This window comes from Polyangium sp. 6x1, from assembly GCF_029946515.1.
GTDB lineage: Bacteria > Myxococcota_A > Polyangia > Polyangiales > Polyangiaceae > Polyangium.
The window spans coordinates 110,216-136,089 of record NZ_JARZHH010000024.1; the positions used below are offsets into that span (position 1 = coordinate 110,216).

Annotated in this window: 19 protein-coding genes; 14 read left to right on the forward strand and 5 right to left on the reverse strand. The window is 69.7% G+C overall.

Annotation, left to right across the window (positions count from 1 at the left end; genetic code table 11):
• Nucleotides 1–51 precede the first annotated feature (51 nt).
• From glgP to QHF85_RS22950, 3 genes are read right to left on the reverse strand one after another with little or no spacing between them, the layout of a single operon-like run.
• Entirely contained in the window at nucleotides 52–2,628 is a 2,577-nt protein-coding gene (glgP, locus tag QHF85_RS22940) for an alpha-glucan family phosphorylase (protein WP_281329413.1), read from the reverse strand.
• A 42-nt stretch (nucleotides 2,629–2,670) separates the two neighbouring features.
• On the reverse strand, nucleotides 2,671–3,300 hold the full coding sequence (locus QHF85_RS22945; protein ID WP_281329414.1) for a DsbA family protein: 630 nt from the start codon (nucleotides 3,298–3,300) through the stop codon (nucleotides 2,671–2,673).
• Nucleotides 3,293–5,254 (reverse strand): L,D-transpeptidase, encoded by a 1,962-nt coding sequence (locus QHF85_RS22950; protein WP_281329415.1) that lies wholly within the window; start codon nucleotides 5,252–5,254, stop codon nucleotides 3,293–3,295. The genes QHF85_RS22945 and QHF85_RS22950 overlap by 8 nt, the downstream gene beginning before the upstream one ends.
• 126 nt (nucleotides 5,255–5,380) lie before the next feature.
• On the opposite strand from QHF85_RS22950, the gene QHF85_RS22955 reads away from it, so the two are divergent.
• Nucleotides 5,381–5,950: a hypothetical protein gene (locus QHF85_RS22955; protein WP_281329416.1), complete on the forward strand. Its 570-nt coding sequence runs from the start codon at nucleotides 5,381–5,383 to the stop codon at nucleotides 5,948–5,950.
• Nucleotides 5,951–5,957: 7 nt separating this feature from the next.
• Here the strand turns inward: QHF85_RS22955 and QHF85_RS22960 are convergent, their stop codons facing one another.
• Both QHF85_RS22960 and QHF85_RS22965 read right to left on the reverse strand, forming a co-directional pair.
• The gene (locus QHF85_RS22960; RefSeq protein WP_281329417.1) at nucleotides 5,958–7,298 is read right to left on the reverse strand and encodes a DUF1552 domain-containing protein; all 1,341 of its coding nucleotides are present in this window, start codon (nucleotides 7,296–7,298) and stop codon (nucleotides 5,958–5,960) included.
• Entirely contained in the window at nucleotides 7,295–8,968 is a 1,674-nt protein-coding gene (locus QHF85_RS22965) for a DUF1592 domain-containing protein (protein WP_281329418.1), read from the reverse strand. Before QHF85_RS22965 ends, QHF85_RS22960 begins: the two co-directional genes overlap by 4 nt.
• A gap of 132 nt (nucleotides 8,969–9,100) precedes the next feature.
• Between QHF85_RS22965 and QHF85_RS22970 the strand changes: the two genes are divergently transcribed.
• From QHF85_RS22970 to QHF85_RS23030, 13 genes are all read left to right on the forward strand, one after another.
• Nucleotides 9,101–9,931, forward strand: coding sequence for a hypothetical protein (locus QHF85_RS22970; protein ID WP_281329419.1), 831 nt, complete (start codon nucleotides 9,101–9,103; stop codon nucleotides 9,929–9,931).
• Nucleotides 9,921–10,391: a hypothetical protein gene (locus QHF85_RS22975; RefSeq protein WP_281329420.1), complete on the forward strand. Its 471-nt coding sequence runs from the start codon at nucleotides 9,921–9,923 to the stop codon at nucleotides 10,389–10,391. Before QHF85_RS22970 ends, QHF85_RS22975 begins: the two co-directional genes overlap by 11 nt.
• 442 nt (nucleotides 10,392–10,833) lie before the next feature.
• Complete coding sequence (locus QHF85_RS22980) at nucleotides 10,834–12,312, forward strand: SIR2 family protein (RefSeq protein WP_281329421.1); 1,479 nt, start codon at nucleotides 10,834–10,836, stop codon at nucleotides 12,310–12,312.
• A gap of 72 nt (nucleotides 12,313–12,384) precedes the next feature.
• A complete protein-coding gene (locus QHF85_RS22985) occupies nucleotides 12,385–13,338 on the forward strand; it encodes a hypothetical protein (protein ID WP_281329422.1) in 954 nt (317 codons plus the stop codon).
• A gap of 91 nt (nucleotides 13,339–13,429) precedes the next feature.
• The gene (locus tag QHF85_RS22990; RefSeq protein ID WP_281329423.1) at nucleotides 13,430–14,512 is read left to right on the forward strand and encodes an STAS domain-containing protein; all 1,083 of its coding nucleotides are present in this window, start codon (nucleotides 13,430–13,432) and stop codon (nucleotides 14,510–14,512) included.
• Nucleotides 14,513–14,605: 93 nt separating this feature from the next.
• Nucleotides 14,606–15,718: an STAS domain-containing protein gene (locus tag QHF85_RS22995; protein WP_281329424.1), complete on the forward strand. Its 1,113-nt coding sequence runs from the start codon at nucleotides 14,606–14,608 to the stop codon at nucleotides 15,716–15,718.
• A gap of 204 nt (nucleotides 15,719–15,922) precedes the next feature.
• Nucleotides 15,923–17,389: a serine/threonine-protein kinase gene (locus QHF85_RS23000; RefSeq protein ID WP_281329425.1), complete on the forward strand. Its 1,467-nt coding sequence runs from the start codon at nucleotides 15,923–15,925 to the stop codon at nucleotides 17,387–17,389.
• Nucleotides 17,390–17,508: 119 nt separating this feature from the next.
• Entirely contained in the window at nucleotides 17,509–18,519 is a 1,011-nt protein-coding gene (locus QHF85_RS23005; protein WP_281329426.1) for a hypothetical protein, read from the forward strand.
• Nucleotides 18,519–19,529 (forward strand): hypothetical protein, encoded by a 1,011-nt coding sequence (locus QHF85_RS23010; protein WP_281329427.1) that lies wholly within the window; start codon nucleotides 18,519–18,521, stop codon nucleotides 19,527–19,529. Before QHF85_RS23005 ends, QHF85_RS23010 begins: the two co-directional genes overlap by 1 nt.
• An 85-nt stretch (nucleotides 19,530–19,614) precedes the next feature.
• Entirely contained in the window at nucleotides 19,615–20,502 is an 888-nt protein-coding gene (locus QHF85_RS23015) for an SDR family oxidoreductase (RefSeq protein WP_281329428.1), read from the forward strand.
• A gap of 55 nt (nucleotides 20,503–20,557) precedes the next feature.
• Nucleotides 20,558–22,870 carry a hypothetical protein gene (locus QHF85_RS23020; protein ID WP_281329429.1) on the forward strand — a complete coding sequence of 771 codons (2,313 nt, stop codon included), beginning with the start codon at nucleotides 20,558–20,560 and terminating at the stop codon, nucleotides 22,868–22,870.
• A gap of 310 nt (nucleotides 22,871–23,180) precedes the next feature.
• Nucleotides 23,181–23,990 (forward strand): hypothetical protein, encoded by an 810-nt coding sequence (locus QHF85_RS23025; RefSeq protein ID WP_281329430.1) that lies wholly within the window; start codon nucleotides 23,181–23,183, stop codon nucleotides 23,988–23,990.
• Nucleotides 23,991–24,054: 64 nt separating this feature from the next.
• The gene (locus QHF85_RS23030; protein WP_281329431.1) at nucleotides 24,055–25,689 is read left to right on the forward strand and encodes a hypothetical protein; all 1,635 of its coding nucleotides are present in this window, start codon (nucleotides 24,055–24,057) and stop codon (nucleotides 25,687–25,689) included.
• Nucleotides 25,690–25,874 lie beyond the last annotated feature (185 nt).

The window sequence follows — 25,874 nt, forward strand, 5'->3', positions numbered from 1 at the left end:
GCGAGCGTCCTACCCATGCCAGAAAGACAGGCTCCTGTCACGCGAAAATGTCTAATGCCAGCGGACGAGGCGCGCCGCGAAGCGATCCGGCAAGGACTCGTGCGCCGGGATGACGCGGACGCCGAAACCGTGCTCCCCGCTCTCGTCCGTCGGGATTTCGCCCTCGAACCGGTGGCGGCCGCCGCCGAGCTCCGCGACGTGGCGCATCGAAGCAGCCTCCGCGCCGCGGAGCGAGCCGATCGGGCCCGGGCGACCATAATAAAGCTCGACGACGACGTCGCCCGGCGCGAGCGGGCCGAGGTCGATCTCCGCCGCGACGCGCAAAGGCTCGCCGCTCGGGAGGCGCGAGGGGCCGAGCTGCGCCACGGAATCGACATGTACGGAGCCCCAGGCCGCGCGCACGCGGGCCTTCCATTCGCAGACGGCCCGCGCCGCGAGGAGGCCGTCGTCCGTCATGCGGCGATGGCGCGCGAGGGCCGGCTCGTAATACCTCTCGGCATACTCTCGCACCATGCGGGTCGTGTTGAAGGCGGGGCCGATCGTGGCGATGCTGCGCTTCATCCGGGCCATCCAGGCGCGCGGGAGGCCCGCGGCGTCTCGCTCGTAATAAAGCGGGACGATGTCCTCTTCGAGCAATCGATAGAGGGCCTGGGCTTCGAGGTGGTCGCCGTAGCCGGTGTCCGCGTACTCCTCGCCGCGGCCAATGGAAAAACCATTGTCGCCCGCGTATCCCTCGGGCCACCAGCCGTCGAGGATGCTCGCATTGAGCACGCCGTTGAGGCCCGCCTTCATGCCGCTCGTGCCGCTCGCTTCGAGGGGACGACGCGGAGTGTTGAGCCAGACGTCGACGCCCGCGACGAGGGCGCGCGCGACGCCCATGTCGTAATCCTCGACGAAGACGATGCGGCCGCGGAAAGGCTCGGCCATGCCCGCGCGCACGATGTCGCGAATGAGCTCCTTGCCGCCCCAATCCTGCGGATGCGCCTTGCCCGAAAAGACGAGCTGCACGGGGCGATGCGGCTCGGAGAGGATGCGCGCGAGGCGCGCCGCGTCGCGCAGGAGCAGCGTGCCGCGCTTGTACGTGGCGAAGCGGCGGGCAAACCCGATCGTGAGCGCCTTCGGATCGAGGAGCCGCTCGATCCGCGCCGGATCCTCGGCGCGCCCCTTCTGCGCCGCGAGGGCCGAGAGGCGCGCGCGAATCTGCTTCACGAGGCGCTCCTTGCGGCGGCCATGCGCGGCCCAGAGGACCTCGTCGGGGATTTCGTGGATCTTCGCCCAGACCGAAGGTTCGGCGACCCGTTCGAGGAAATCGGAGCCGAGGTAACTCGCATACAGCGAGGCGAGCTCGCCGTCGAGCCACGTGGGGACGTGGACGCCGTTCGTGACCGAGCCAATGGGGACCTCGGAGGTCGGGAGCCCCGGCCAGAGGACGCTCCACATCGCGCGCGCCTCGCGGCCGTGGAGCACGCTGACGCCATTGTAACGGTCTGCCATTCGAATGGCGAGCACCGGCATGGAGAACTCGCAGCCGGCTCGGTCGGGCTCGACGCGGCCGAGCCGCATCACCTCCTCGGCCCCGAGCCCGAGGCCTTCGCCGAGGATCTGGAGATAGGGCAGCGCGAGGTCGTGCGCGAATGCATCATTTCCAGCCGGCACGGGGGTGTGCGTGGTGAAGACGTGGCCCGCCGCGGCCGCCTCGGCCGCCGCCGCGAAGGGCACGCCGGTGCGCGCCATGAGCTGACGGACACGTTCGAACGCGAGGAACGCGGAATGGCCCTCGTTCATGTGGCAGACGCGCGGGTCCTTCCCGAGCGCCGAGAGGAGCCGGACGCCGCCCACGCCGAGCAGAACCTCCTGGCAAAGGCGGTGCGCGCGGTCGCCGCCGTACAGGGTATTCGTGAGCGCCCGATCCTCGGGCGGGTTCTCGGGCATGTCGGCGTCGAGCAAATAAAGCGGGACGCGGCCGACCTGCGCGAGCCAGGCCTGCAATCGGACCTCGCGCCGGCCCGCCCCCGTGCGTGCAGGCAGCTCGACGGTCGTGATGACGCGCCGGCCCTGGTCGTCGAGCACGGGCGAGACGGGCAAATCGTGCCAGTCGTTCGGCGGATATCGCTCGTTCTGCCAGCCCTCGATGTCGAGGCTCTGGCGGAAATACCCCTGCGAGAATGCGATCCCGACGCCGACGAGCGGCAATCCGAGGTCACTCGCGCTCTTCAGGTGGTCGCCGGCGAGGACGCCGAGGCCCCCCGAATACACGGGCAAACATTCGTGGACGCCGAATTCCATTGAAAAGTAGGCGACGGAGCCGCGCGCCGCAGCATCCTTGCCGTATTTCCGCTCGAACCAGGTGGGGCGGTCGAGGTCATCCCGCAGGGAACGCTCGACCGAGGAGAGGGCCCGGAGATACCCGTCATCCCGCGCGAGCTCGTCGAGGCGGCGCTGCGAGGCGAGCTTGAGCAGGAGGATCGGATTGTGCGCGACGCGCTCGTAGAGCTCGGCGTCCACGCGCCCGTAGAGCGCCCGCGCGGCCGGTGTCCACGTCCACCACAGATTTTGCGCAATCGTGACGAGCGGCGCGAGCTCCGCCGGGATCGTCGGAAAGATCTGGTACCGGTGGACCGTGAACATGGGCGCAACCTAACCGGAGACGCTCCGGATGGCGAGCCCGACTCAATCGCAGTGGCCGGCTCCGTCCGCGTTGAGAAGGCCGGATCGCAGGAACACTTCGACGCGGCCGCGCTCGCCCATCCCGAGGAGGCGCGCCCCGCGCGGCGAGACGATCACCGGGATTCGCCGGTCGAACGGGCCCTGCTCCCATTCTTTTTGCCAGCTCTCCAGGGTCCGCTTGTCGCTCTCCCCCACGATGAGCTCGGGCAATCCGGCGACGCGGCGAAGCTCGTCGAGCACGGCCGAATCGGAGATGTCCCGGGCGTGCACCCACAGGGCCCGATAAAGAAGCGTCTTCAAGCCTTCCGCGCGGGCCGGATCGTGCCGGCGAGCCGCCGCGACGAGCAGCGTCGCCCGCTCGGTATTGGGCCGCGCCGGCGGGGTGCTGATGCTGACGACGGGCTCGCGTTGCCGCACGGAATGGACCTCGCGCTGGAGCTCCTCGCGCTCGGGGGTCGTGTTTCTCGCGGGGACGGGCAGGTGCGGCATGTGGCAGACACCGCGCCATTCGACCTTGCGCTCCGCGCCGAGCTCGAGGAGCCGCTCGTTCTGCGCGTGGCAAAACGGACAATTGAGGTCGCCGTAAAAAAGATAAAGCCCACCCGAGGCAGCGCCCTGGACCGGCTCACTCATGAATGATCACCGTGGTCCCCTCCCCGAAATCCTCGCCCGCGTTCACCGCATGCCACCCCTCCGGGACGGGCGGGTCGGTCCAGAGGAAGACGCGATGCGCGTCCACGGGGGAGAGATTGACGCAGCCGTGGCTGCGCGGCGTGCCGAAGACGTCATGCCAGTACGCGGTATGCAATGCGTACCCGCTCTCGAAATACTGGATGTACGGGACGTCGCGGAGCTGGAACGTGCCCTCGCCGCGGCGCCGCGTGACGCCATATTCGCCGTCGCCCCTCGTCGGGATCTTCTCCGCGCCCCCAGCCGCGGGGGCGGGTTTGGCCTTCGCCGCGCCGGGCTTCGGGGCGGCCGGCTTCGCCGCGGGTTTGCCGCCCTTCGCGGCCGCCTTGGGATCGGGCTTGCCGCCGGGCTTCGCGCCCTTGTCGCCCGCCTTCGGCGACGCGGGTTTGCCGCCGCCGTCGGGCGAATGCGAGGCGGCGACGGTCGAGACCTTCGCGCCGCCCACGCTCGATCCCTCGTTCGAGTCCATCGTGGCCGTGATGTGCTTGTTGCGAATCTTGAAGACGCCGCGCACGGTAGCCGTGGTCTTCTTGGGATCGTCGAGCCCGGCTTTCCCCGTGGAGACGAGCGTCGCGTAAATGGGGCGCTTGCCCTCCCACATCACGAAGGTCTGGTTCGTGATGGAGATCTCGATCCATTTCTTGCCCTTCTCGGCGTCCTCCGGGAACGAGGCGGGCGGGACGGCGAGGCCGACGTCGAGCTGGCTGAGCCAGCGTTTGTCCTTCGTGCGGTAATATTTGACGCCCTCGACGGTCTTCATCGTGCCGGCGAGCGCGTGGACGCTGCGCCACGCGAGATCGTCGCCCTCGGCGGTGGCCTTGCCCTTCGTGATCCGGTACGCCTTGGCGCCCTGCGTGCGGACGAACGCGAGCGGGAGCGAGAATTCGTCGGTGAGCTCGAGCCCGTGCCACGGCGAGCCGAGGTCGGGCTTGATCTTCGTATTCGGCGCGAGGCGCAGATCCGTGGTGATCGCGAAGCGGCGATTGAGGTTGTCCTCGCCCGTGGGAAAGGAGCCGATGAGCGAGAGGCCCGTGTGCCGGCGCGCGCGGTCGGCGAAGACCGCGAAATCCGGGACCTTGAAATCGCTGATGTTCGGGACGAGGCGTTTGCCGCCTTCGAGCCAGAAAGGAATGGGATCCGTGTCGGTCTCGCCGCCGAGGAGCTGGCCGAGCGCGATCTCCTGCGAGTTCTTGCCGAGGCCCATCTCGCCGATGTGCTTGCCCGGAATGGGAACGCCGCGATCGTCGATCGGCACGTCGGGCGCGCCGAGGACGACCTGGTTCACCGTGGCCTCGTTCTGCTTGTACCAGTCGAGGTGCTCCTGGAGCTTGAACTCGGAGTCGTACTGCTGCTTGGCCGTGGGGACCTTGACGTACATCGGGAGGACGGCCCGCACGAACGCATATCGATACGGCAGCGCAGCCTTGAGGTCCGGGCGCTTGGCGGCGGCCTTGAGAAGGGGGTTTTCGAGGTCGGTCGTGGCGTCGTCCCCGGCGCACACGAAGCCCTTCGGATAGATCTCGTACCAGCCGCCCGGACAACCGGCCTTGCCGACGGGCTCTTCCGAGCGGGCGACCTTGGCGCCGACGCGCAGGTAACCGAGCTTCTTCGCGGTGTCGCGTGGCTCGGCGTAGACGGTGGTGACGAACGCCGTGATGCCGAGGAGCGGTTTGTCCGGCGGCGGCGGGGGCTCGGGGACGGAGTTCTGGCCCTGCGCGGCGGGCGGCGGCGCGGCCGCGTCGTCAGGGACGCCGCCGTCGGTCTGCCCGGTCGCAGCGGGGCGCTTGCAGCCGAGGGCGGCGAGGGCAGCGACGCCGGCGAGGGCCCAGGCGGCGAGCCGCGCGCGGCCCGAGCCCACGGAGAGCAGGGGTGCGGAGAGGCGGGCGCGCGGGAGCATGGGGGATGGATGCCAAAAGATGCGGCCGGATGCAAAGGGAAGGTGCGGGGAGGACGGAGAACGATCGGCGCGAGGAGGGAGGCGACGAACTTCCGTGCGCCGCCGCGCCGTGCGAGGCTCGGCACCATGATCCAGGTGAGCGTGCCGTGCCCGTGTGGAGTCGACATCGCGTTTCGGGACGCGGCGTGCCCCGCCTGCAAGACGCCGGTGTCGCGGGCGCTGCGCGACGACCTCGAAGCGCGGCTGGAGTACGCGCACATGGAGTACGCCGAGGCGAGACAGCGCGTGCGGCGGTCGGCGACGGCGCTGTTCGTCCTCGGAGCGATCTTCGTCGTGATCGCGCTGATCCTCATTTACGCGCTCGGGAGCGAGCTCGTGGCGTCGCTCGATTCGCTGGTGGTCGCGCTCCCGTTCCTGTCGAACGGCGTCATCGGCCTGCTGTTCATCGCCTGCGCAGCCTGGTCGCGGCGATCGCCGAACGCGGCGTTCGCGGTGGCGCTCGGGATCTGGCTCGTCACGCAGATCGTCATGTACGTGGCCCTGCCGGCCCTGTTTTTCATGGCGTTTTTGTCCGCCAGCGGGATCGCAGGGCTCTTCGCGAAGGGGGTTGTGTTGGTCTTCCTCTCGCGCTCGATCGCCGCGGCGCGCCGCGTGGACACGATTCGAAGGGAGGTGTCGCGCGGAGCGGCCGCTTGAGCGTCTGCTAGACGAGCAACCCCGACAGCGGCCCATTGCAATAGGCCGGATTGCCGAACGTCGCGACGGGCACGCCCATGGCGTGGGAGATCGCGATCAGCAGATCGTTGTGGTAGGCGCCGGAATACTTGAGGTATCGCCCGGTATTCAGCGCGCCGCCCGCGCCGCCCATGACGAGGAGCGGGACGTCGCGGCGCGCGTGGGTGTTGCCCTGCGCGATGTCGCTGCACCAGAGGATCACGGTGTTGTCGAGGACCGTGCCGTCGCCCTCGGGGACGCTGTCGAGCTTCTGGCAGAGGTACGCGAGCTGCTGCGCGTGCCAGTTGCCGATGTCGATGAGCGCCTGCTGGCGCTTCACGTCCGCGTCGCTCGAATGCGAGAGCGTGTGGTGCGGCTCGTCGAGGCCGAGCCACGTGAAGACCTTGCCCGTCTGGACCGTGGTCCACTGGATGCTCGCGACGCGCGTGAGGTCGCAGATGAGCGACATCGCGAGCAGGTCGAGCTGGGTCTTGGCGATCTCGGGGTAGTTGTCGTTCTCGAGCGGCTCGACCGGCGCGCCGAGGACGGGCGGGTTGCAGGAGCCGCCAATGACGCCCGGCGCGTCGAGGCGCTTTTCGATCTCGCGGACCGCCTCCAGGTGCGCGTCGACCTTCATGCGATCGCTCATGCCGAGGCGCGTGGAGAGGTGCTTGTAGTCGCCGCTCACGGCGTCGAGCACGGTCTTCCTCTGGGCACGCAGGCGCGCGAGGGCCTCCGGGTCGGTGCCGAGATCCGAAAAGATACGCGTGTAGGCCTGGTACGGGTCGTCCTCGGGCGGGACGGGTTGTCCGGGGCCGCGGTAGGAGATGCGGGCCGAGACGTTGGCGTACTGGACCTGCACGCCGAACTCGAGCGAGGGGAAGCGCGTGGTCTGGCCGATCTGGTCCGCGAGGAACTGATCGAGCGAGATGCCGCCGCCCCAGCCGACCATCTTGCCGGGGTTACACGCGTACGGGAAGAGCGAGCCTTCCTGGAGCTCGGTGCCCGTGAGCGCCTGGCCGATGCCCTGCTGGTGCGGATCGCCGGGGCCGTGGTAGGCGGACTCGTAGTCGACGCCTTCGAGGAAGATCGCCTTCTTCTTGAAGGGCTCGAGCGGGGCGAGGATGGGGCCGAACGAGAAGTCGGTCTCGGTGCCCGTGGGGACCCAGGCGGGTTTGACCGTGCCGAGGCCCGTGAAGAAGACGACGAACCGCTTGGGGAAGGCGGTGGCGCGGGCCGAGTCGGCCATGGCCCCGAGGAACGGCAGGCCAACGGCCACGCCGCCGAGGCCGCGGAGGAGCGTGCGACGGCTCAGGGTCCTCTGTTTCATGGTGCCTGCGTCACGACGGCCCGGCGGTACCGGAACGCGTCGGTCTGGGTGAGGGCGACGAGCAGCTCCTTGACGTTGAAGCCGCTCGCCGCGAAGGCCTGCTGGATCTCGCTCATCGAACAACGATCGTCCTCGCCCTCGACGCGGCCGTAGGCGAAGCGGAACCACTGCGTGGCGACGCACTGGCGCGCCTCCTCGCTCTGCGCGAGGCGCTGGCCGAGCTCGACGACGCCCTCGAAGGGGCCGTCGATGCCACGGGTGTCGACGAGCTCGCCGGAGTCGTCGACGGGCAAACCCTGGTCGGTGTCGCGGTAGAGGCCGATGCCGTCGTAGTGCTCGAAGCCGAAGCCGACGGGATCCATCTTCACGTGGCAGCCCGCGCAGGCCGGGTTCTCCGAGTGCTCGGCGAAGCGCTCGCGCGTCGTGGCGTCGGGCCGGACATCGGGCGCGTTGAAGGCGGCGTTGTTCGGCGGCGGAGGGAGGATCTGGCAGAGCAGGCGCTCGCGGACGAACTTGCCGCGGTGCACGGGCGAAGTCTGGTTCGGCTTGCCCGTCGCGGCGAGGACGCTCGCGTGCGTGAGGATGCCCGAGCTCTTCGTCGGATCGAGCTCGACGCGCTCGAAGCTCTGCGTGGCCGGGCCGCCGGAGACGCCGTAGAACGAGGCGAGCTCGGCGTTCAGCATCGAGTAGTTCGCCGTGAAGACGCTGCCGATGTCGCCCTCTCCCTCGAAGATGACGTCTTCGAGGAAGGCGAGGGTCTCGGCCCGCCAGAGCGGGCGGACGCCCTCGTAGTACTTGGGGTACGTCGAGCTGTCTTTCTTGATGTTGTCGAGGTGGGAGAGGCCGAGCCACTGGGCGTTGAAGTTGCCCACGGCCTCGCGCGCCCGCGGATCGTCGAGCATGCGGCGCGCTTCCTCGGCGATCGCTTCCTTCGTGCTGAAGCGCCCCTCGTCCGCGGCGGCGAAGAGAGCGTCGTCGGGCATGGTGCCCCAGAGCATGTACGAGAGGCGCGAGGCGATCTCGTGGTGCGAGAGGGGCACGACGTCGGCCTCGACGGGGTCGGGCATGCCGAACTCGACGCGGTAGAGGAAGTGCGGGGACTGGAGCATCACCTGGAGGACGAGCTCGATGCCCTTGGGAAAACCCTCGTCGCCGAGGCCCCACGTGAAGACGTCCTGGAGGCGCGAGACCTCGTCGTCGGTGAGGGGGCGGCGATACGCGCGGCGGCCGAAGGTCTGAATGAACGTGGTGGCGCACGCCTGCTCTCCGGACGTCGCCGGATCACAAGGGAGCAGGGCGCCGAGATCTTTCACCGCGCGGGCGGCGATCTGCTCGGCCGCGACCATGTACTGCTCGGCGAGGATCTGGGTGACGCCGAGGGCCGTCGCCTGGTTGTCGAAGCCCATGGCCTCCTCTTCGGGCACGAAGCCCGAAGCAGGCCGGGTGTCGTCGCCGAGCAGGTCACGGACGGTGTTGTTGTACTCGAACCGGGTCATGCGCCGGATGGGCGATTTGCCGGGGATCGTACCGATGCACTGGAGGGCAGGAGCCTCTCCGGTGTCTTCGCCTGGCGGATCGCCGATGTGACCCGAGCAAGCCGCGAGGGACGCCGCCGCGGAGAGGGCGAGGGCGCCACCGAGAAGCCAGGGCAAGCGCACAGCGTGGGTCATGAGGAAGGATCCGCGGGGGCTTGACCGCGGTCTCCCGAGCCTAGAAGAAGGTCGGCCAGGCGTCGACCTTTTCCTGATGCCGTACGCGTGCTTCGGCTCGACGACCAGGGAGAGATCGCTACCCTGCGGGCCGTGCCCAGAAGGGGAAACCGCTGCGCTGCCGGGATGCTCGTGATCGCGATCGCGGCCACCACCGCTTGTGCCGCCGCGGCCGCTCCGGCGCCCGCGCCCGCCTCCGCCTCGCCGGTCGGGGGCCGTCTGCACCTCGGCGTCGAGGTCGCGGCGCGCTGGTTCGCGTACTCGGATCCGCTCAAGATCGCCACGAACCTCCGTCCCTACGACGTCGTCGGGGTGCCGATGCTCTCCCTCGGCGGCGAATTCCAGCCGCTCCGGTGGACGGGCGTGCCCGTGCTCGCGGACGTCGGGATCACCGGGGAATACACGTTCGCGCCGCGCCTCACGTCCGCCGTGACCGAGGGGCGCGACATCGAGACGAGCTGGGATCGCGGAAACGTGGGGCTCCGTGTGCCGATCCGGCTTGGGCGCGGGGAGCGCGCGCCGGTGGTCGCACCGGTCGTGGGGTATGGCTGGCTCGATTTCTCGTTCCAGGAGACGGGGCCGCTCGCGGCGGAGATCCCGACGGTGAGTTACAGGCTCGTCCGCGTGGGCCTCGACGGGCGAATCCCGCTCGCGCGGCCGCTCACGCTAATGGCGGCGTTTTCGTACCTGGAGCCCGTCGAGGGCGGCGCGCTCTACGCGCGGTTCCGTGACGCGACGATCGGCGGTATCGACGCGGATCTCGGCGTCGCATTCGCCCTGACGAAAGGGGCGGAGATGTCGCTCTCGTTCGGGTATACGCGGTTTTTCTCGACGTTCGTGCCTGTGCCGGGCGACGCCTACGTGGCCGGCGGGGCGCTCGATCAATTTGGCAGCGTGAAGCTTGGGATCGATTATGCCCCGTGACCAACGTGCCCTCCGGCGCGCGCTCGCCTCCGCGTTCTTGCCGCTCGTGCTCACGCTGCTCGCCGCGGGTTGTCCTGGCCGGCTGGAGGACCCCGACCGGTTCCTCGACGGCGGCGGCTTCACGTGCCCGGACATCGTGAACGAGCTCTTTCCGAAGAGCTGCGGCGGGACGATTTGCCACGAGGGCGCCGAGCCGGCGGCAGGTCTCGATCTGATCGCGCCGGGCGTGGTGGGACGGCTCGTCGACAAGATGGGGCGCGATTGCCCGGGGATCCTGGTGGACCCGATGGTCCCGGAGTCGAGCTTGCTTTACGAGAAATTGCAGCCGCTGCCGAGCTGCGGGTCGCCGATGCCGATCGGAAAGCCGACGCTGACGCCGGACGAGCTCGCGTGCGTGCGAGATTGGATCTCGGCGCAGATGCCGACGGGGGGCGCGGCGGGCGAGGGTGGAGGGACCTGACGGGGGCTCCCGAGGGTCGGCGGAGCGCCGAAGGACGGTCGAAACGGGTCGGGTGAGCTTTGGCGATGCGCCAAAGCTTGGTCCGGACGGCCCGGGTGCTCCTTGGCGGTGCGCCGACGACAGGTCCGCGTGGTCCGGGTGCTCCTTGGCGGTGCGCCGACGACAGGTCCGAGCGGTCCGGGGGCTCCTTGGCGGTGCGCCGACGACAGGTCCGAGCGGTCCGAGGGCTCCTTGGCGGTGCGCCGACGACAGGTCCGAGCGGTCCGGGGGCTCCTTGGCGGTGCGCCGAACGCGGGGACCCCAGATCCGGGTGCTCCTTTGGCGATGCGCCAAGCGCGGGGACCACCGTCCGGGGGGTCTTGGGCGATGCGCCAACGACGAAGGAGACGAAAGGAGAGGCGTGGCTTGCGGTTCTCGTGCCTCCTGTGAAACGTTTCGCTTCGTGCACCCATCGCTCACCGAACTCCAGCAGGCTTACGCGCGGGGCGACCTCGTCATCTTCGCGGGGGCAGGCATTTCAGCGGGAGCCGGCCTGCCATCCTGGGCCGAGCTCGTGAAGCGGCTCGTCGCTCATGCGCGGGCTCGTGGAGTGGCCGAACATCTGCTGCTTGAAGTCGACGAGCTCGTGGCGTCGCTCCAGTTCATCGATGCTCTGTCGGCATTGAAGGATGCCATGGGCGGCCCCGAGTTTTGCAGCTTCATCGAGCGACAGCTCGACGACAGCGCCTTGCCGGTTCCTCCCGCGGCGAAGGCCATCGCTGCCTTGTCTGCGAACCTGCGCGCCGTGCTCACGACGAACGTCGACCGCATCCTCGAACGCGCCCTGGCCGGGCAGTGGCCGACGTTCTCCAAGGCAACGCTGGACGTCGCCCAGCGGCGCGGGTTTCTCCTGAAGCTCCACGGCACCCTCCATGAGCGGAACACCTGGGTCTTTACGCGCGCCGACTACGACCGCGCGATGTACGCGGACCCGCAGATGCAAACCGCCTTCTCCGCGCTCTTCCACGGGCGGACGCTGCTCTTCGTGGGGTATGGGCTCACGGATGACGATTTCGATCAATTGCTAGCGCGCGTGCGCGCGCTGTCGGGGGATCAGCCGCCGCGTCACTTTGCGATCGTCCCGGCCTCCAGCGTCCGGGCATATAAACGCAAGCGCCTCGAGAGCGCCGGGGTGAGCCTGATCATCTACGAAAACGGGGATGGCTCGCACAGAGAATTGACCGAGCTGCTCGTGGCCATCCTCCCACCCTCGGAGCGAGGGAGCGTGGACGTGGCAGACCCCCGGCGCGTGGTACGGAACAGGATTCCTGGCGCGTCGGAGCTCGCCCAGCGGATTGCCGATGAGAGATCTGAGAACTGGGAAATCAAGCTCTTCAGCCAACTGCTCTCCGACGAGCTGGCGGCTTCATCGGCAGAGCGGCGAGACCTGCACTTCGGTGTCTCTTTCGGCCCTCCCGACAATTTGGACCCCAAGGCCGCGATCTCCTGGATGAGCACACAATTTGCAGCCAGCATTCGCAACATAGACATCCTCAAGAGCCTGGTGAACACAGGTCTGGCGGATGCAATGGGGCCGCCAGGGCAGCCAGGCGACGCATACAAACTGGTCTACGTGGCAAACAGAATCGGCCAGGTCTACCGCGAAATGATCTCATGGACGCTGCGATGGCGGCGGGTACAGACAGACGAAGCCTTCCGTCCAACCCTCCAGCTCGCGCAGCTCGCAGGTCACAGGCTCATCGACCGGATCGAGGAATGGAACCAGCGGATCGCGACAACGGTGCGGGAGCACTTCGAAGGGCATAACAACCTACCACCAGGAACCACGATCAATCTGGGGCTCGTGGTTGATCTGCCCGAGGGGTGGGAGGAGCAAATGCAGGCCCAGATGGAGCACCTTCGACGGCGCTTTCGCTGGTGAACTGGTCGCTTCCTGGAGACCGCTGAGCTCACAGGTTTGCCCGCGGAGCGTCCCCCGCGCTAGGGTGGCTCGATGCCGACGCTCGAGCACAACGGTCTCGTCGACATGTTCCGCGAGAACCCGGCCCTCGCGCCGCACCTCGTCGAGCTGCTCTTCCGCATGGACCTCCCGCCCTACGCCACGGTCACGGCGGTCGAGACCGCGCTCGATCAGCTCGTGCCGGTGGAGTTCCGCGCGGATCTCGTGCTCGAGCTGCGCAATGAGCATGGCGCGCTGGTGTTCGCGATCGTCCTCGAAGTCCAGCGCGACAAGGACGCGCGCAAGAAGTACGCGTGGCCGGTGTACGCCGTGGTCGTGCGGGCGCAGAAGGAATGCCCGACCCTCGTGCTCGTCGTCGCGCCAGACGCCGACGTGGCGGCCTGGGCCGCGGAGACGATCGATCTCGGCCTCGGCCGCGGGCGTATCGATCCGCTCGTGCTCGGCCCGGCCAGCGTGCCCGAAGTGACGGATCCAGCCCTGGCGGAGCAGGAGACGGAGCTTTCCATCCTGTCGGCGGCAGCACACGGCAACGGCCCGAACGGGCTCGACGTGGCGCTGACGGCGCTCGGCGCGCTCGGACGGTTCGACCGGGAACACGCTGCAGTGTACTTTCAGATCGTTTACAATGCGTTACGCGAGCCCATGCGGAGGGCCCTGGAGGCGCTGATCATGCAACGGCAGAGCGAAGGAAAAGCCACGTTCCCCCCGTTCGCACAGCAGATCTTCGACCGCGGCATGCACGAGGGTGAGCTCAAGGGCAAGCTCGAGGGCAAGCTCGAGGGCAAGCTCGAGGGCAAGCTCGAGGGCAAGCTCGAAGGCAAGCTCGAAGGCAAACGCGACGCCCTGCTCCGGCTCCTCGCGCGCGCAGGGATCTCGCTCGCGGAGGACGAGCGCGCCCGCATCGAGGCCTGCATGGACTCCGATACCCTCGATCGGTGGGTCGAGAACGTGCTTGGAGCGAAGACCACGAGCGACGTATTCTCGTGACGCAGCAAACTGGGTTATCGCCCGCCCGCGCGCAGTAGGCCCAAAGCGTCTCCACAGCCGGCCCCGATCGGAGGTATATCGTCAGGGACGTATGCCTGGAACGTCCCTCGCGGAGCGCCTGCGTGGCCTCGAGCGGCTCTGTCTGCCGGTCTGGGTCTTCGATGCGGAGCGGGGCCGCATGGCCTGGGGGAACGCCGCCGCGCTCGCGATCTGGCGCTCGCCGAGCCTCGAAGAGTTCCTCTCGCGGGACTACTCGGACGCCTCCGCGGCGACCCGCACGCGCAACGAGAGCATCCTCCAAAAGCTCCGCGAGGACCGCGACGCGTACGTCGAGCACACCTTCACGTTCTATCCACGCGGAGAACCCCTGCACCTGCGGTGCTTCATGTCCGCCGTCGAGCTCGACGACGGGCGCCTCGCCCAGCTCATCGAAGGCCACGTGCGGACCGACGAGCAGGACCCGAGGCTCCTGCGCTGCGACGAGGCGCTGCGGCACGTCTCCGCGATGGTCGCGCTCCTCTCCGTGGAAGGCGACGTGCTCGTGAGGAACCCGGCCGCCGAGCGCGCCTTCGGCGGCTCGAGCGCGCCTTCGGCCTGGTTCGAGGACGAAGGCGCGGTGGCGCGGCTCCTCCAGGTCGCCGCGACGCAGGAGGTCCTGCACGAGGAGCTCGTCGCGCTCACGAGCGACGGTCCACGCTGGCACGCCGTGGAGGCGCGAAGGACGAGTGATCCGGCGACCGGGAAACACGCGATCGTCGTGCACCAGGTGGACGTGACGGAGCGGCGGGAGCGCGAGGCGCTGATCGAGGCGCAGCAGCGCGAGATCCTGGAGCTGTCGGCGCCGCTGCTCGACGTCGCAAAAGGGGTGGTCGCGGTGCCGATCGTGGCGGCGTTGACCGAGGCGCGGAGCGCAGAGCTCGAGCGGCGGCTCCTGCCCGGCCTGGTGGAGCGCGGCGCGAAGGTGGTCGTCTTCGATCTGACGGGCGCGACAGCGACGGACGGCGCCGGGCTCTCGCAGCTCGTGCGCCTGCTCAGCGCCGTGCGTCTGCTCGGCGCGCGGCCGATGGTGACGGGCGTGCGGCCGGCCCTCGCGAGAGAGCTCGTGCAAAGCGGCGCGGAGCTCGCGGGCGCGACCGTAATGCGGTCGCTCCGGGACGCGCTCTCATTCGCATGACGCAGCCGACTGGCTCATTGCCCGCCTCGCGCGGAGCAGGGCCCAAGCGTCTCCCCTGCCCGGCCCGATCGGAGGTATTCTCGCGAGAGACGTATGCCTGAAACGTCCCTCGCGGAGCGCCTGCGTGGCGTGGAGCGGCTGCACTTTCCGGTCTGGGTCTTCGATGCGGATCGGGGTCGCCTCGTGTGGGCGAACGACGCCGCACTCGGGCTCTGGCGCTCGCCGAGCCGCGAGGAGCTCTTCGCGCGGAACTTCGCGTCGGGCGAGTCCACCGCGACGCGCACCCGCATCGACGGCTATCTCCGCAAGTTCCGTGAGGACAAGGGCGCACACATCGAGGAGCACTGGACGTTTTATCCGCGCGGAGAGCCCGTGCAGGTGCGCTGCGTCCTCTCGGGGATCGAGGACGACGAGGGGCGGATGTTGCTCCTCAACGAGGCCCACCAGCAGACCAAAGAGGTGGACCTGCGAGGGCTGCGTGGCCTCGAGGCGCTGCGGCACGTCTCGGCAATGGTCGCGCTCGTGACCCCCGAGGGCGCGGTGCTCGTGATGAACCCGGCCGCCGAGCGCGCGTTCGGCGCCGCGAGCGTGCCCTCGGCGTGGTTCGAGGACGCGGGCGCGGCGGGGCGCCTCCTCCGGTCGGCAGAAACGAACGAGGTGGTGCACGAGGAGCTCGTCGCGCTCACGAACGAGGGGCCGCGGTGGCACGCCGTGGAGGCGCGGCGCGCGACGGATCCGGCGAGCGGCAAGCACGTGGTGGTCGTTCACCAGGTCGATGTGACCGAGCGGCGGGAGCACGAGGCGCTGATCGAGGCGCAGCAGCGCGAAATCCTGGAGCTGTCGGCGCCGCTGCTCGACGTCGCCGAAGGGGTGGTCGCGGTGCCGATCGTGGCGGCGTTGACCGAGGCGCGGAGCGCGGAGCTCGAGCGGCGGCTCTTGCCAGGTCTGGTGGAGCGCGGCGCGAAGGTGGTCGTGTTCGATCTGACGGGCGCGACGGCGACGGAGGGGGCGGGGCTGTCGCAGCTCGTGCGCCTGCTCAGCGCCGTGCGGCTGCTCGGCGCGCGGCCGATGGTGACGGGCGTGCGGCCGGCGCTCGCGAGGGAGCTCGTGCAGAGCGGCGCGGACCTCGCGGGCGCGGCGATGACGCGGTCGCTCCGGGACGCGCTCTCGGTGTCGCGCGGGGCAGACAAGCCGCTCCGGCGCTGAACTGGGACGGACGCTCTGCCGTCCACGGCGCGCTTTGGCCGCGAGGGTCTGTCTCGGTCGATTGCGGGCGCATGTTTCCGACGATACGATTTTGAAGAATCGGGAGATCATGCCATACTGAATCTCGATTTGGCGTCGACGGGTGGGGCCGGACGGGGCGAAATCGACCAAGGCACCGCGTCGACGCAGGGGGGCGAGCGCGCCATGAGTTTGCCGGTCGCAATGGGGGACGTGATCGCGGACAAATACCGCGTCGATCGCCTCCTCGGCTCCGGCGGGATGGGCGTGGTCGTCGCGGCGACGCACCTCGAGCTCCGCACCCGCCGCGCCATCAAGGTGATGCTGCCCCACGTGGTCGCCTCGCCTCTCTGCATCGAGCGCTTCCTGCGCGAGGCGAGGGCTCTCTCCGAGCTCCGGAGCGCGCACGTCGCGCGCGTCTACGACGTCGGACGCCTGCCGAACGACGCGCCCTTCATGGTGATGGAGTACCTCGAAGGGCAAACGCTGCTTTCGCGGCTCGCCCAGCGCGGTCCGCTCCCCGTGGAGGAGGCGGCGATCTACGCGCTCCATGCGTGCGAGGCGCTCGCCGAGGCCCACGCGCTCGGCATCGTGCACCGCGATCTCAAGCCCGACAACCTCTTCCTGACCCAGGCCCACGACGGCTCGCCCTGCGTGAAGGTGCTCGATTTCGGTGTGTCGAAGCTCCTCCGCGACGAGGGCCCGACACGCACGAGCACCGGCGCGATCGTCGGCTCGCCTCTGTACATGTCGCCCGAGCAGATCAACGCCGCCCGTGACATCGACGGGCGCAGCGACATCTGGGCGATGGGGGTCATCCTCTTCCAGCTCGTCACGGGGGAGTGTCCTTTCGCGGGCAGCAACGTGCTGCAGATCCTCGCCCAGCTCGCGAACAAGAAGCCGCCCGCGCCGTCCACGCTGCGCAAAGACCTGCCAGACGCGCTCGACGCGGTGGTCCTGCGTTGCCTGGAGAAGGACCGCGCGATGCGTTACCCGGACGTGGTCGCGCTGGCGCGTGATCTCGCGCCGCTCGCGCGTCCCGAGCCGGAGCCGCCCGCAGCGCTCGTCGCGCGTATCGAGCGCGTGCACGCCATGGCGACGAAACTGGCAGCGATTTCGACCGCCGCCAACGCAATCGAGGCGCTCGCGCGCGCGGCGCCGGCCGAGCCGCCCCCGGAGCCCGATCCGGCCCTCGACCTCGCCCGCACGCCTCTGCCCTGGACGAGCGCGGGCATGGGGACGACGTTTCCGGCCGGGGGCACGACGCTCGCGTCGTCGGGAAACGTATCCACAGAGACGCACGCCGCAAAGCCCCGGCGCGCGACGGTGCGGCATTTCGCGGCGGCCGGGATCGTCCTCGCGCTGAGCGCGTCGCTCGGGGGGCTCCTTTATACGATCCAGCCCAAAGCGCATGCGTCCGGGTCACCGGTCCCCGCCGCCTCGTCTTTCCTCCTCCCTCCCCTCACCGCGACCCTTGCGACCATGAATGCGTCTTCAGCGGAGAAACCTCAGGAACAAGCGATCCCGATTGCAACAACGGCCGCGTCCGTCGGCGTCGCTCCGATTTCGTCGGGGTCGGCGCAGCCGGCGACCACAGGGCGGACGGTTTTACCACAGAATCGCTCGACACTGCGACCTCCTCCGCGCTATTGACCCGTCTCACCTGCGCGAGGACGGCCTGCGCGATGGCGCCCGGGGGCTTGTCTAGAATGGTCCGACTGGCTCGCGTGATTCTCGAAGGACAGCGCCCCCGCGGCGGGGGACGCAGATGCATGGTCCGCGTCGCTCGCCTCCTCGTGGGAGCAGCGCTCGCCGTGGCGCCCGCGCGCCCCGCGTCCGCCGAAGGGCCGCCCGATGTCCGCGCGGCCGCGGAGAAGCTCTACCAGGACGCGTACGCGCTCGCGCTGGAGGGCTACCACGCGCGCGCTTGCGAGATGTACGAGGAGAGCGATCGGCTGGATCCGGCGAACGGGACGAAGCTCGAGCTCGCCCGGTGTTACGAGAAGACGGACCGACCCGCGAGCGCGTGGGCGCTCTACGTCGCGGTGGCCGAGGCCGACAAGGTGTCCGGGAAAAACAGGGCGCGCGAGGCCGAGGCGCGCGCCCGCGCGGAGGCCCTCGAAGCCGAGCTGCCGAAGCTCGTGCTGATGGTGCCGTCGTCCGTCGCAGACCGGACGGGCCTCACGATCACGCGCGACGGGGTGCCAATCGGCGAGGCGCTCTGGGGCACGCCGATGCCGGTGGACCTCGGGAGGCACACGATCCGCGCGTTCAGGCCCGATCAGCAGGCCTGGGAGGGCATCGTGAACGTGTCGAAAAACGGCGAGACGATCCTCGTGGCGATCCCCGCGCCCGCCGCGTGGGCGCCGCGCGGGCGCGACGTGCCACGCGGGCAGGACGGGAGGCGAGGCATGGGCCCTCCGCCCGCCGTGGCGCTCGCGCTCGGGGGCGTGGCCCTCGCGGGGTTTTCGGTCGGCGGCGCGTGCGGCGGTCTCGCCTTCACGAAATGGCAGGAGGCCTTGGACATGGCGCCCAGGCAATGCAGCGCGCCCGCGGGGTTGTCGGGGTGCACGCAGGCCGTGGCCGACAAGGGGGCCGAGGCGTCGCGGTTCGCGGCGGCTTCGACGGCGGGGTTCGTCGTGGGAGGAGCGGCGCTCGCCGCGGGCGCGATCGTCTGGCTCGTGAGCGCGCCGGGCAAGCGGCCCGCGGCGTCCGGGCGGCTCCAGATCCTGCCGTCCGCGGGGCCGGGGATCGTGGGGGGCATCGTGCGAGGGGAGTTCTGATGAGACGCTGGGCACGGCCACGCTGTCTTCGTGTCGTCGAGGCGCTCGGGGCGCTCGCCGCCGCGATCACGGGCCTCTCTGCCTGCGGGCTCGTGGTGGGCATCGAGGACATCGGCGTCACCGCGGGCGCGGGAAGTGGCAGCGGCGGCGACGGCGGCGACGCGGACGGCGGTCCCGGGGGAGCGCCTCCGCAGGGGCTCGGCTGCGACGACGCGATCCCGCTCGTCTTCGTCGACTTCGGCACCGTGGAGATCGACGCCGACACGACCGAGGCGCCCGGCCGGATCGAGAGCGGGCCGTTCACGGGGTGCACCTCGTCGAGCGGCCCCGAGCACGTCTACGTCTTCGACGCGGAGCAGAACGGGTATCTCACGGCGAGCTTGCCGGCCACGGCGACGAGCTTCGACAGCGTGCTCTACGCGCGCCGGACGAGCTGCTCCAACCCCGATGGGGTCGTGCTTTGCCACGACCAGGTCGCGGACACGCACGGCGGCGAGCTGCTTTCCTTCCCGGTCACGGCGGGCGAGCGGATCTACCTCTTCGTCGACGGCCGCGCGCCGGAGGACCGAGGCCCTTACCACCTGACCGTGAGCTTCTTCCCGGGCGCGAGCTGCGCGGGGCTCTTGCCCATCGTGCTCGGCACGGCGATCGGCAGCTCCGCCAGGTTGCTCGGCGCGAACAAGGCCGGCATGGACAACGACGCGAAATGCGGGGCGTGCGCCACGAACGCTTGCGCGGGGCAAGGGCGACAGACGATCTATTCGATCAAGGCGCCGCTCGCGAAGGAGATCGAGGTGAAGCTCGACGCCATGTTCGACGCCGTGCTCTACGCGCGCACCGATTGCGAGAACGAGATGACGCAGCTCGCGCAGGAGGGGTGTGTCGACGCGCCGGAGAAGGGCAATGAGGTCATTCGCCTCCCCGGCGGCGTGACGCCCACGATCCTGTTCGTCGATACCAACGCGAATAGCGCCGCGGGCCCGTTCTCGGTGCTGGTCACCCTGAAATGAAGGAACAGCGCGACCGGCGAGCCCATCCGGCGCGCATGCTTCCGGTGGGCCCTTCCGGACCCAAGGTGATCGCCCGGGAGGAGCCATGACGCAGGCCGCGAGGAAGGATCCCAAGGACCTCGGGCAGAAGCCCCCGTTCCCGGCGCAGGAGCAGGAGCCCCCGGGCGCCGCGTCGGGCATGCAGCCTCGGGCGGACCACGGGGAGACGTCGTACCGAGGGCTCGGCCGGCTGAAGGACCGCATCGCGCTGATCACCGGCGCTGACAGCGGCATCGGGCGCGCCGTCGCGCTCGCCTACGCGCGCGAGGGCGCGGACGTGGGCGTCGCGTACCTGAACGAGCACGACGACGCGAACGAGACGAAGCGCCTCGTGGAGGAGGCCGGCCGGAAAGCCTCCCTCTTCCCCGGCGATCTCGCGTCCGACGCGGCGTGCAAGAAGCTCGTGGAGGACGCGGTGAAGGCGTTCGGCCGGATCGACATCCTCGTGAACAACGCGGCCGAGCAGGGCAAGGCCGTCGAGAGATTCGAGGAGATCGACGCCGCGCGCGTCGAGCACACCTTCCAGGTGAACATCCTCGCGATGTTCCACCTCGTCCGGCACGCGCTGCCGCACATGAAGCCGGGGAGCGTCATCATCAACACCGCCTCGATCCAGGCCTACCAGCCGAGCGCGGAGATCCTCGATTACGCGGCCACGAAGGGCGCGATCGTCACGTTCAGCAAGGGCCTCGCGCAGTCGCTGATCGAGCGAGGGATCCGGGTGAACACCGTCGCGCCGGGGCCGGTGTGGACGCCGCTCGTCGTGCAGTCCTTCCCGGCGAACAAGAACGCGAGCTTCGGGAAGAACAGCCCCATGGAGCGGCCCGCGCAGCCGGCAGAGCTCGCGCCGGCCTTCGTGTTCCTGGCGTCGAACGAGTCGAGCTACGTGAACGGCGAGGTGCTCGGGGTCACGGGCGGCAAGCCCCTCGGCTGAACGAAGCGGGCCGCCCTTTGGCCCAGCGGCCCCCCTTCCGCTACCCTGCCGGGCGATGCCCTGGCACACCCGCTCGCTCTGGATCGCGGCCCTCGCCGTGGCGTATGCCGCGGTCGCGGGGCTCTGGGCGACGGGCGGGGACGCGAGCGCGTGGATCGCCCTGCTCTTGCCGCTCGCGTGCGTGGTCGGCTGGAGGCTGACCGCGGAGGACAGGCGCGGCGACGACACCCTCGATCCGGGCGCGCGCGCGGCCGCGCGGCTCACGATCGCCGGCGCCTCGCTCTTCGCCGCGTCGCGGTGCGGGGCGATCACGCCGGGCTTCGTGGCAGGCGAGAACCTCGGCGTCGCGCTCGCGGCCCTCGGCTCGCTTTGGGCCATCGCGCGGATCAAGCCGCTCGGCGGCCTCGCGGAGCCGAGCCCGTCGGCGCGCAGGCTCGACGCCGCCGCGTTCGCCGCGCTCTTCTGGGTGGTCGCGGCAGCGCTGCCCGGCGCGGCCTCGATGTTTCCCGAGCGCACCGAGGGGCTCGATCCGCTGCTCATCGATTACGCGACCGTGGCCGCGTCGATCGGCTCGCTCGCCGTCCAGCTCTTCGCGGCGGCGCGGCTCGCGGCCAGCCGGCGCGCCGAGATCGGCGTGGCCGAGCGGGCGCAGGCGGCGCTCTGGCTCGGCTCGATCGCGCTCGCCGTGGGGATCCTCGCGGCGGCCGCGCGGGTCCTCCCGCCCGAGCGGGTCTTGCCGATCGCGGTGGTGCTCGCGTCGCTCGGCGCGGCGTTCGCGGCGGCGAGCCGCGAGCCCGAGACGGTGCTCGCGGCCCTCCGGCTCACGCTCGCGACGACGGGGCTCGTCGCGCCGATCGCGCTCGGCGCGGTCTATGCGGCGCACGTGCGGCCGGCCGTCGCGGGCCCGATCGCGTTCGGGGCGGCGGGGGCGGCCGCGATCGCGGCGCTCGTCGCGCAGCGGATCGCGCGTCGTGCGGGGCCCGGGAGCGGGCGGCTCTTGCCAGCGCTGCAAGCCGCGACGCGCGCGGCGATGACGCCCGATCCGGAGGAGGCGCTCCGCTCTGCGCTCTTCGAGCTGCGCGGCGCGCTCGGGCAGGACGGCGAACCGCCTGCGCTCTATCGGTTCTTCCCGGCCGAGCAGGTGAGCGTGGATCGCGCGGGTTTCTTGCACACGAAGAAGGCCGAGATGCCGCCGCGGCTCGTCGCGCTCGCGGACGCGGAGCACGAGCGGATCCTGCGGATCGAGGTGATGCACGCGGTGTCGGTGCGAAAGCCCGAGGTGCGGCCGCTCATCGCGTGGATGGAGGACAACCACCTCTCGGCCGTGAGCGTGGTGCGCGACGAGGACGGCCCGATCGGGGCGCTCACGGTGCCCGCGGGGGCGCGGGTCGCGCCGAAGGCGCTCGCGGACGTGCGGGCGCTGCGGCAGCTCTCGGATCGACTGGCCGCGGTGCTCGGCGTCTCGTCGATGCTGTCGCGCTCCCGCGAGCGTGAGCTCGTGGCGCGGGACGACCTCGAGAAGAACGCGGCCGAGCGCGCGCGCCTCGCCACGGAGCTCGGTCGCATCGAGGGTCAGTTCGAGGCCGTGGCGAAGAGCTTCGAGCAGCGGGCGCGGGTCGCGCTCTACAGCCCGGCGGCGCAGGCGGCGGTGCAGCGGCTGGAGCAGCTCGCGGCGATGGACGTGCCGGTCACGCTCTTGACGTCGCCCGGGATCGACGCGGTGGCGTGGGCGGCGCTCGTGCACCTCGCGTCGGCGCGGAAGAAGGGCGTGATGGTGATCGTGGACGGGACGACCCCGGCCGAGCACGACCCGGCGAAGTGGCAGGATCGGGTGTCGTCGCCGCTCGCGCGGGCGGCGGGCGGGACGCTCGTGCTGCTCGACGCGCACGTGCTGCCGGAGCTCGTGCAGATGCGGATCGCGTCGGGGCTGCCTTCGGACGTGGGGCTCGTGGTGGCGCTGCCGGGCACGGTGGACTCGCTGGCGGCGAGCGGGAAGCTCTCGGAGGCGCTGGCGGATCGGCTCGGCGATCGGTCGGTGGCGCTGCCGGCGCTCTCGTCGCGCGGCGAGGATCTGTCGCTGCTCGTGCTGGAGGCGCTGACGCGCATCGGCAAGCGGCTGCGGCAGGCGCCGCTCGGGATCGATCCGCGCGCGCTCGCGGCGCTCGTGGATCACGATTTCCCGGGGAACGACGCGGAGCTCGAAGGGATCCTGTTCCGGGCCGCGCTCGCGGCGCCGCCGGACGCGCGCGCGGTGACGGTGCGGGAGCTCGAAGTCGCAGGGTTCGCGCCGCCGCCGGGGAGCGAGCGGCGGGCGCGCGGGACGGGGCCGCTGCCGCAGCCGCGGAGGAAGCGGTCGTCGAAGACGTAGCGGGGAGCGGTGAGCCCCCTGGCTCGTTTTCCCTTGTCGCCGAGCCGTTCAACCTGCGATTCGAACCTGCATGCTAGCAATGACGAGACGCCGCTCGGCAATGCTGGCCGTGCTGGTGTTGGGCTTCGGTGGGGCAGGGATGACGGGCGCGTGCGGGTCGAGCGAGCCGCGCGAGGCAGAGTCGCTGCGTGCGGAGGTTGATCCACCGGATCCGCTCGCCGAAGCTCCGTTGCCCATCATGACGAAGCCCCCTCTGGGCGACCGACCTCCGAGGTTTCCTCCCGGAGAACCCATCGAATGTTTCGATGTCATGGCTCCTATGCCGTGCAAGGCTTACAGCATCCCGCTCCTCGGAAATCCTAAGGATAACGCGGCCCTGCGGAACAAGTACAAGGCTGCGTTCGGGGGCGCTTGTTACATGTCCGCGGGACCCATTCCCACGTTCGGCTGCTTTTACAAGCCCTCGCAGATGACGCCGAAGGGGAAAGCGTGCACGGATGCCCAGAAGATCCCCGAGGTCTTCGGAGCGGCGCCGTATGACAAGGGCTACGAGTGCCAGAAAGTCGAGGGCACGAAGGATTGGTGGCTCCAGGTCGGTCCGGATCCCGCGATCAAGATCGACATCACCTACCTGGACGCGCCCCTGGAGACGTCGCTCATCGATGTCAACGGCGTCCCGACGGCGATCAATGGCCCGTATCGCAATTTGCCCGAGCCGCCCAGGGTCGAAGTAGGGCGAGATTTCCACTGCGCCAGCGGTCAAGTGGGTGCCGACGGCACGTCCCTCACCCAGTGGGAGTGGATCCGCCAGGTCAACCGCAAGGCGCACGGCGGCGTGATTCACTCCGATCTCGTGGGGTTCGAGTACCCGTGTAACGGACCCGGCAATCCCATGTGCCCAGAACCGCTCGTGCTCAAAGATGGGCCTAAAGACGACCCAGACGCGGCGCAGGTGCACCACGAGGTGCGCGCGAAGGACCTGCGCGGCTGCAAGTGGGGCACGAACTCGAACAAAAACGCGGTGGTCATCTCGCGGAAGCTCAACATTTATCTATCGAACAAGTACCCGTCGAAGGAGGAGGTGGATCGGGTCAACCAGGTTCCGCCGTACACCCCGTGACGCGGCAAGCGACCCAGGCGGCGCGCATATTGACGCCAAAACCGGCGTGGCGTAGGCGAGGCCGATGATCGAACGGACCACCACGCACTTCGGCGACCTCGTCTTCGACCGAGACGCCATTGTGCGCGCTGCGCTGCGTGCCTACGTCGAAGGCTACTTCGCGCAACTCCCGAATTGCCTCTCATTCCCGGCCGCCGACGGCGCGCTGTGGACGGGCGACCTCCAGCGGGGTGGCATCGCCAACTACGACGGATCCGGAAACAACGAAGTCGTGGCGTGGACCGAGGTGGGCGTCGTCGGTCTCGCGTACGAGCTGGGGTTTGGCCCGATCGAGCAGCTCGACCTCCCGGCTTCTGCGGTGACGGGTGGCCCGGACGACGTGCGCGCGGCTGTACCGGACCTTCCCGAAGAGCTGGAGCCTGCCCTCGTGCTCGCCACCGGCATGCTCGACGTGGGGCCGGAGCATGGGGAGAAGTTGGCGGGCGTCGGCTTCTGGCTCTTCGGCGACCGCGTGGGAGGTACGCTCTTCCTCGTCGACGATCCGACGTTGGCCTGCGGCGCCGACCGGCTGGCCGCGTGGGGCTTGCTCAAAGGGGGAAGGCTGCTGCCGCTGGATTGTGGCGGTTATCCCCGCCCCGGGGAGATCGTGGTCGACTACGCACGCCCGCAAGACGCTCCCCTCCACGCGATCGTGGACGCGGTGACCGACCGGAGGCTGCGTGGCCCCACCGAGCTGACCGCCGAGGAGCTCGCGACGCTCGTTCTCGAACCGCCTACCCCGAAGAAACTGCTCGCCATCCAGCGCAGGCTTCAGGAGGTCGGCATCACCTGGCCCGGCTCGCCCAAGCTCCCCGATCCGCCGCCCGAACGTCCCAAACCCGTTTGGCCCTCTCCCACGATGATTCAGCGAGCCCAGACTTCCAATCCGTACTACTTCTACTTCTTCGACCGAGACCCCCTCGTCCGTGTTGCGCTGCGCGCCTACGTGGAAGCTGTCCTCTCGCAGCTCGACCCGCTCGAGCGCCACCCGTTCACCGCCTGTGTCGTGCCGCGTTGGAAAGGCGACCTGAAGCGGGGTGCCTTCTTCAACGGGAATGGCTGCGGCTCCTATGACGTCGTCGCGTGGACCGAGGCGGGCGTCGTCGGCCTCGCGTACGAGCTCGGCTTTGGTCCGCTCGAGCAGTTTGGCCTCTCGGTCGACGCGGTCAAAGGCGGCCCCGACGACGTGCGCGCTGCCCTGCCAGAGCTGCCCGCCGAGCTTTTTCCCGCGTTCGAGCTCGCTGTCGGCCTGCTCGAGGTAGGAGCGCATGGGGAGAAGCGAGCGAGCCTCGGCTTCTGGCTGCTCGGCGCCGAGCGCGTTGAGGGCACGTTCTTCGACGTCGATGCAACGGCTCCCGGCGCCCGCAGGCTGGCCGCGTGGGGCCGGACCGGGAACGGGACAAGGCTTTTGCCGGTGTATGATCCAAACAATGCTCCGCGCATGAATCAGGCCATCTTCGATAAAGCCGAACCCATCCACGATCTCGTCGACGCAGTGACCGACCGGGCACTGAAAGGCCCCACGGAGCTTTTGCCCGACGAGCTCGCGACGCTGCTTCCCACTCCGCCCGACCCGGAGCGATTGCTTGACGCTCAATGCAAGCTTCAGAAGGTCGGCATCACCTGGCCCGGCTCGCCCGAGATTCCTAGCGCGGGATAGAGCTGCGCCGTCGAGCACGACCGCCCCAAGCGTCGAGAACTCCCCGAGGGCTGCGCCGGATCCCTGAGGCGGAAGCGGGAGCGGACACGGAAGCGGGAGCGACTTCGGTCATCGCCGCAAAACCGCCCCGGTCCCCGGTTGACGCTCGGTTCCTTGCCGCACGCTGCCGCCGCGCGACCGGCGCC

Coding starts and splice junctions, on each gene's coding strand:
- glgP (WP_281329413.1), bottom strand. CDS start 2,628: ATGTTCACGGTCCACCGGTACCAGATCTTTCCGACGATCCCGGCGGAG.
- QHF85_RS22945 (WP_281329414.1), bottom strand. CDS start 3,300: ATGAGTGAGCCGGTCCAGGGCGCTGCCTCGGGTGGGCTTTATCTTTTT.
- QHF85_RS22950 (WP_281329415.1), bottom strand. CDS start 5,254: ATGCTCCCGCGCGCCCGCCTCTCCGCACCCCTGCTCTCCGTGGGCTCG.
- QHF85_RS22955 (WP_281329416.1), top strand. CDS start 5,381: ATGATCCAGGTGAGCGTGCCGTGCCCGTGTGGAGTCGACATCGCGTTT.
- QHF85_RS22960 (WP_281329417.1), bottom strand. CDS start 7,298: ATGAAACAGAGGACCCTGAGCCGTCGCACGCTCCTCCGCGGCCTCGGC.
- QHF85_RS22965 (WP_281329418.1), bottom strand. CDS start 8,968: ATGACCCACGCTGTGCGCTTGCCCTGGCTTCTCGGTGGCGCCCTCGCC.
- QHF85_RS22975 (WP_281329420.1), top strand. CDS start 9,921: ATGCCCCGTGACCAACGTGCCCTCCGGCGCGCGCTCGCCTCCGCGTTC.
- QHF85_RS22985 (WP_281329422.1), top strand. CDS start 12,385: ATGCCGACGCTCGAGCACAACGGTCTCGTCGACATGTTCCGCGAGAAC.
- QHF85_RS22990 (WP_281329423.1), top strand. CDS start 13,430: ATGCCTGGAACGTCCCTCGCGGAGCGCCTGCGTGGCCTCGAGCGGCTC.
- QHF85_RS22995 (WP_281329424.1), top strand. CDS start 14,606: ATGCCTGAAACGTCCCTCGCGGAGCGCCTGCGTGGCGTGGAGCGGCTG.
- QHF85_RS23000 (WP_281329425.1), top strand. CDS start 15,923: ATGAGTTTGCCGGTCGCAATGGGGGACGTGATCGCGGACAAATACCGC.
- QHF85_RS23005 (WP_281329426.1), top strand. CDS start 17,509: ATGGTCCGCGTCGCTCGCCTCCTCGTGGGAGCAGCGCTCGCCGTGGCG.
- QHF85_RS23010 (WP_281329427.1), top strand. CDS start 18,519: ATGAGACGCTGGGCACGGCCACGCTGTCTTCGTGTCGTCGAGGCGCTC.
- QHF85_RS23015 (WP_281329428.1), top strand. CDS start 19,615: ATGACGCAGGCCGCGAGGAAGGATCCCAAGGACCTCGGGCAGAAGCCC.
- QHF85_RS23020 (WP_281329429.1), top strand. CDS start 20,558: ATGCCCTGGCACACCCGCTCGCTCTGGATCGCGGCCCTCGCCGTGGCG.
- QHF85_RS23025 (WP_281329430.1), top strand. CDS start 23,181: ATGGCTCCTATGCCGTGCAAGGCTTACAGCATCCCGCTCCTCGGAAAT.
- QHF85_RS23030 (WP_281329431.1), top strand. CDS start 24,055: ATGATCGAACGGACCACCACGCACTTCGGCGACCTCGTCTTCGACCGA.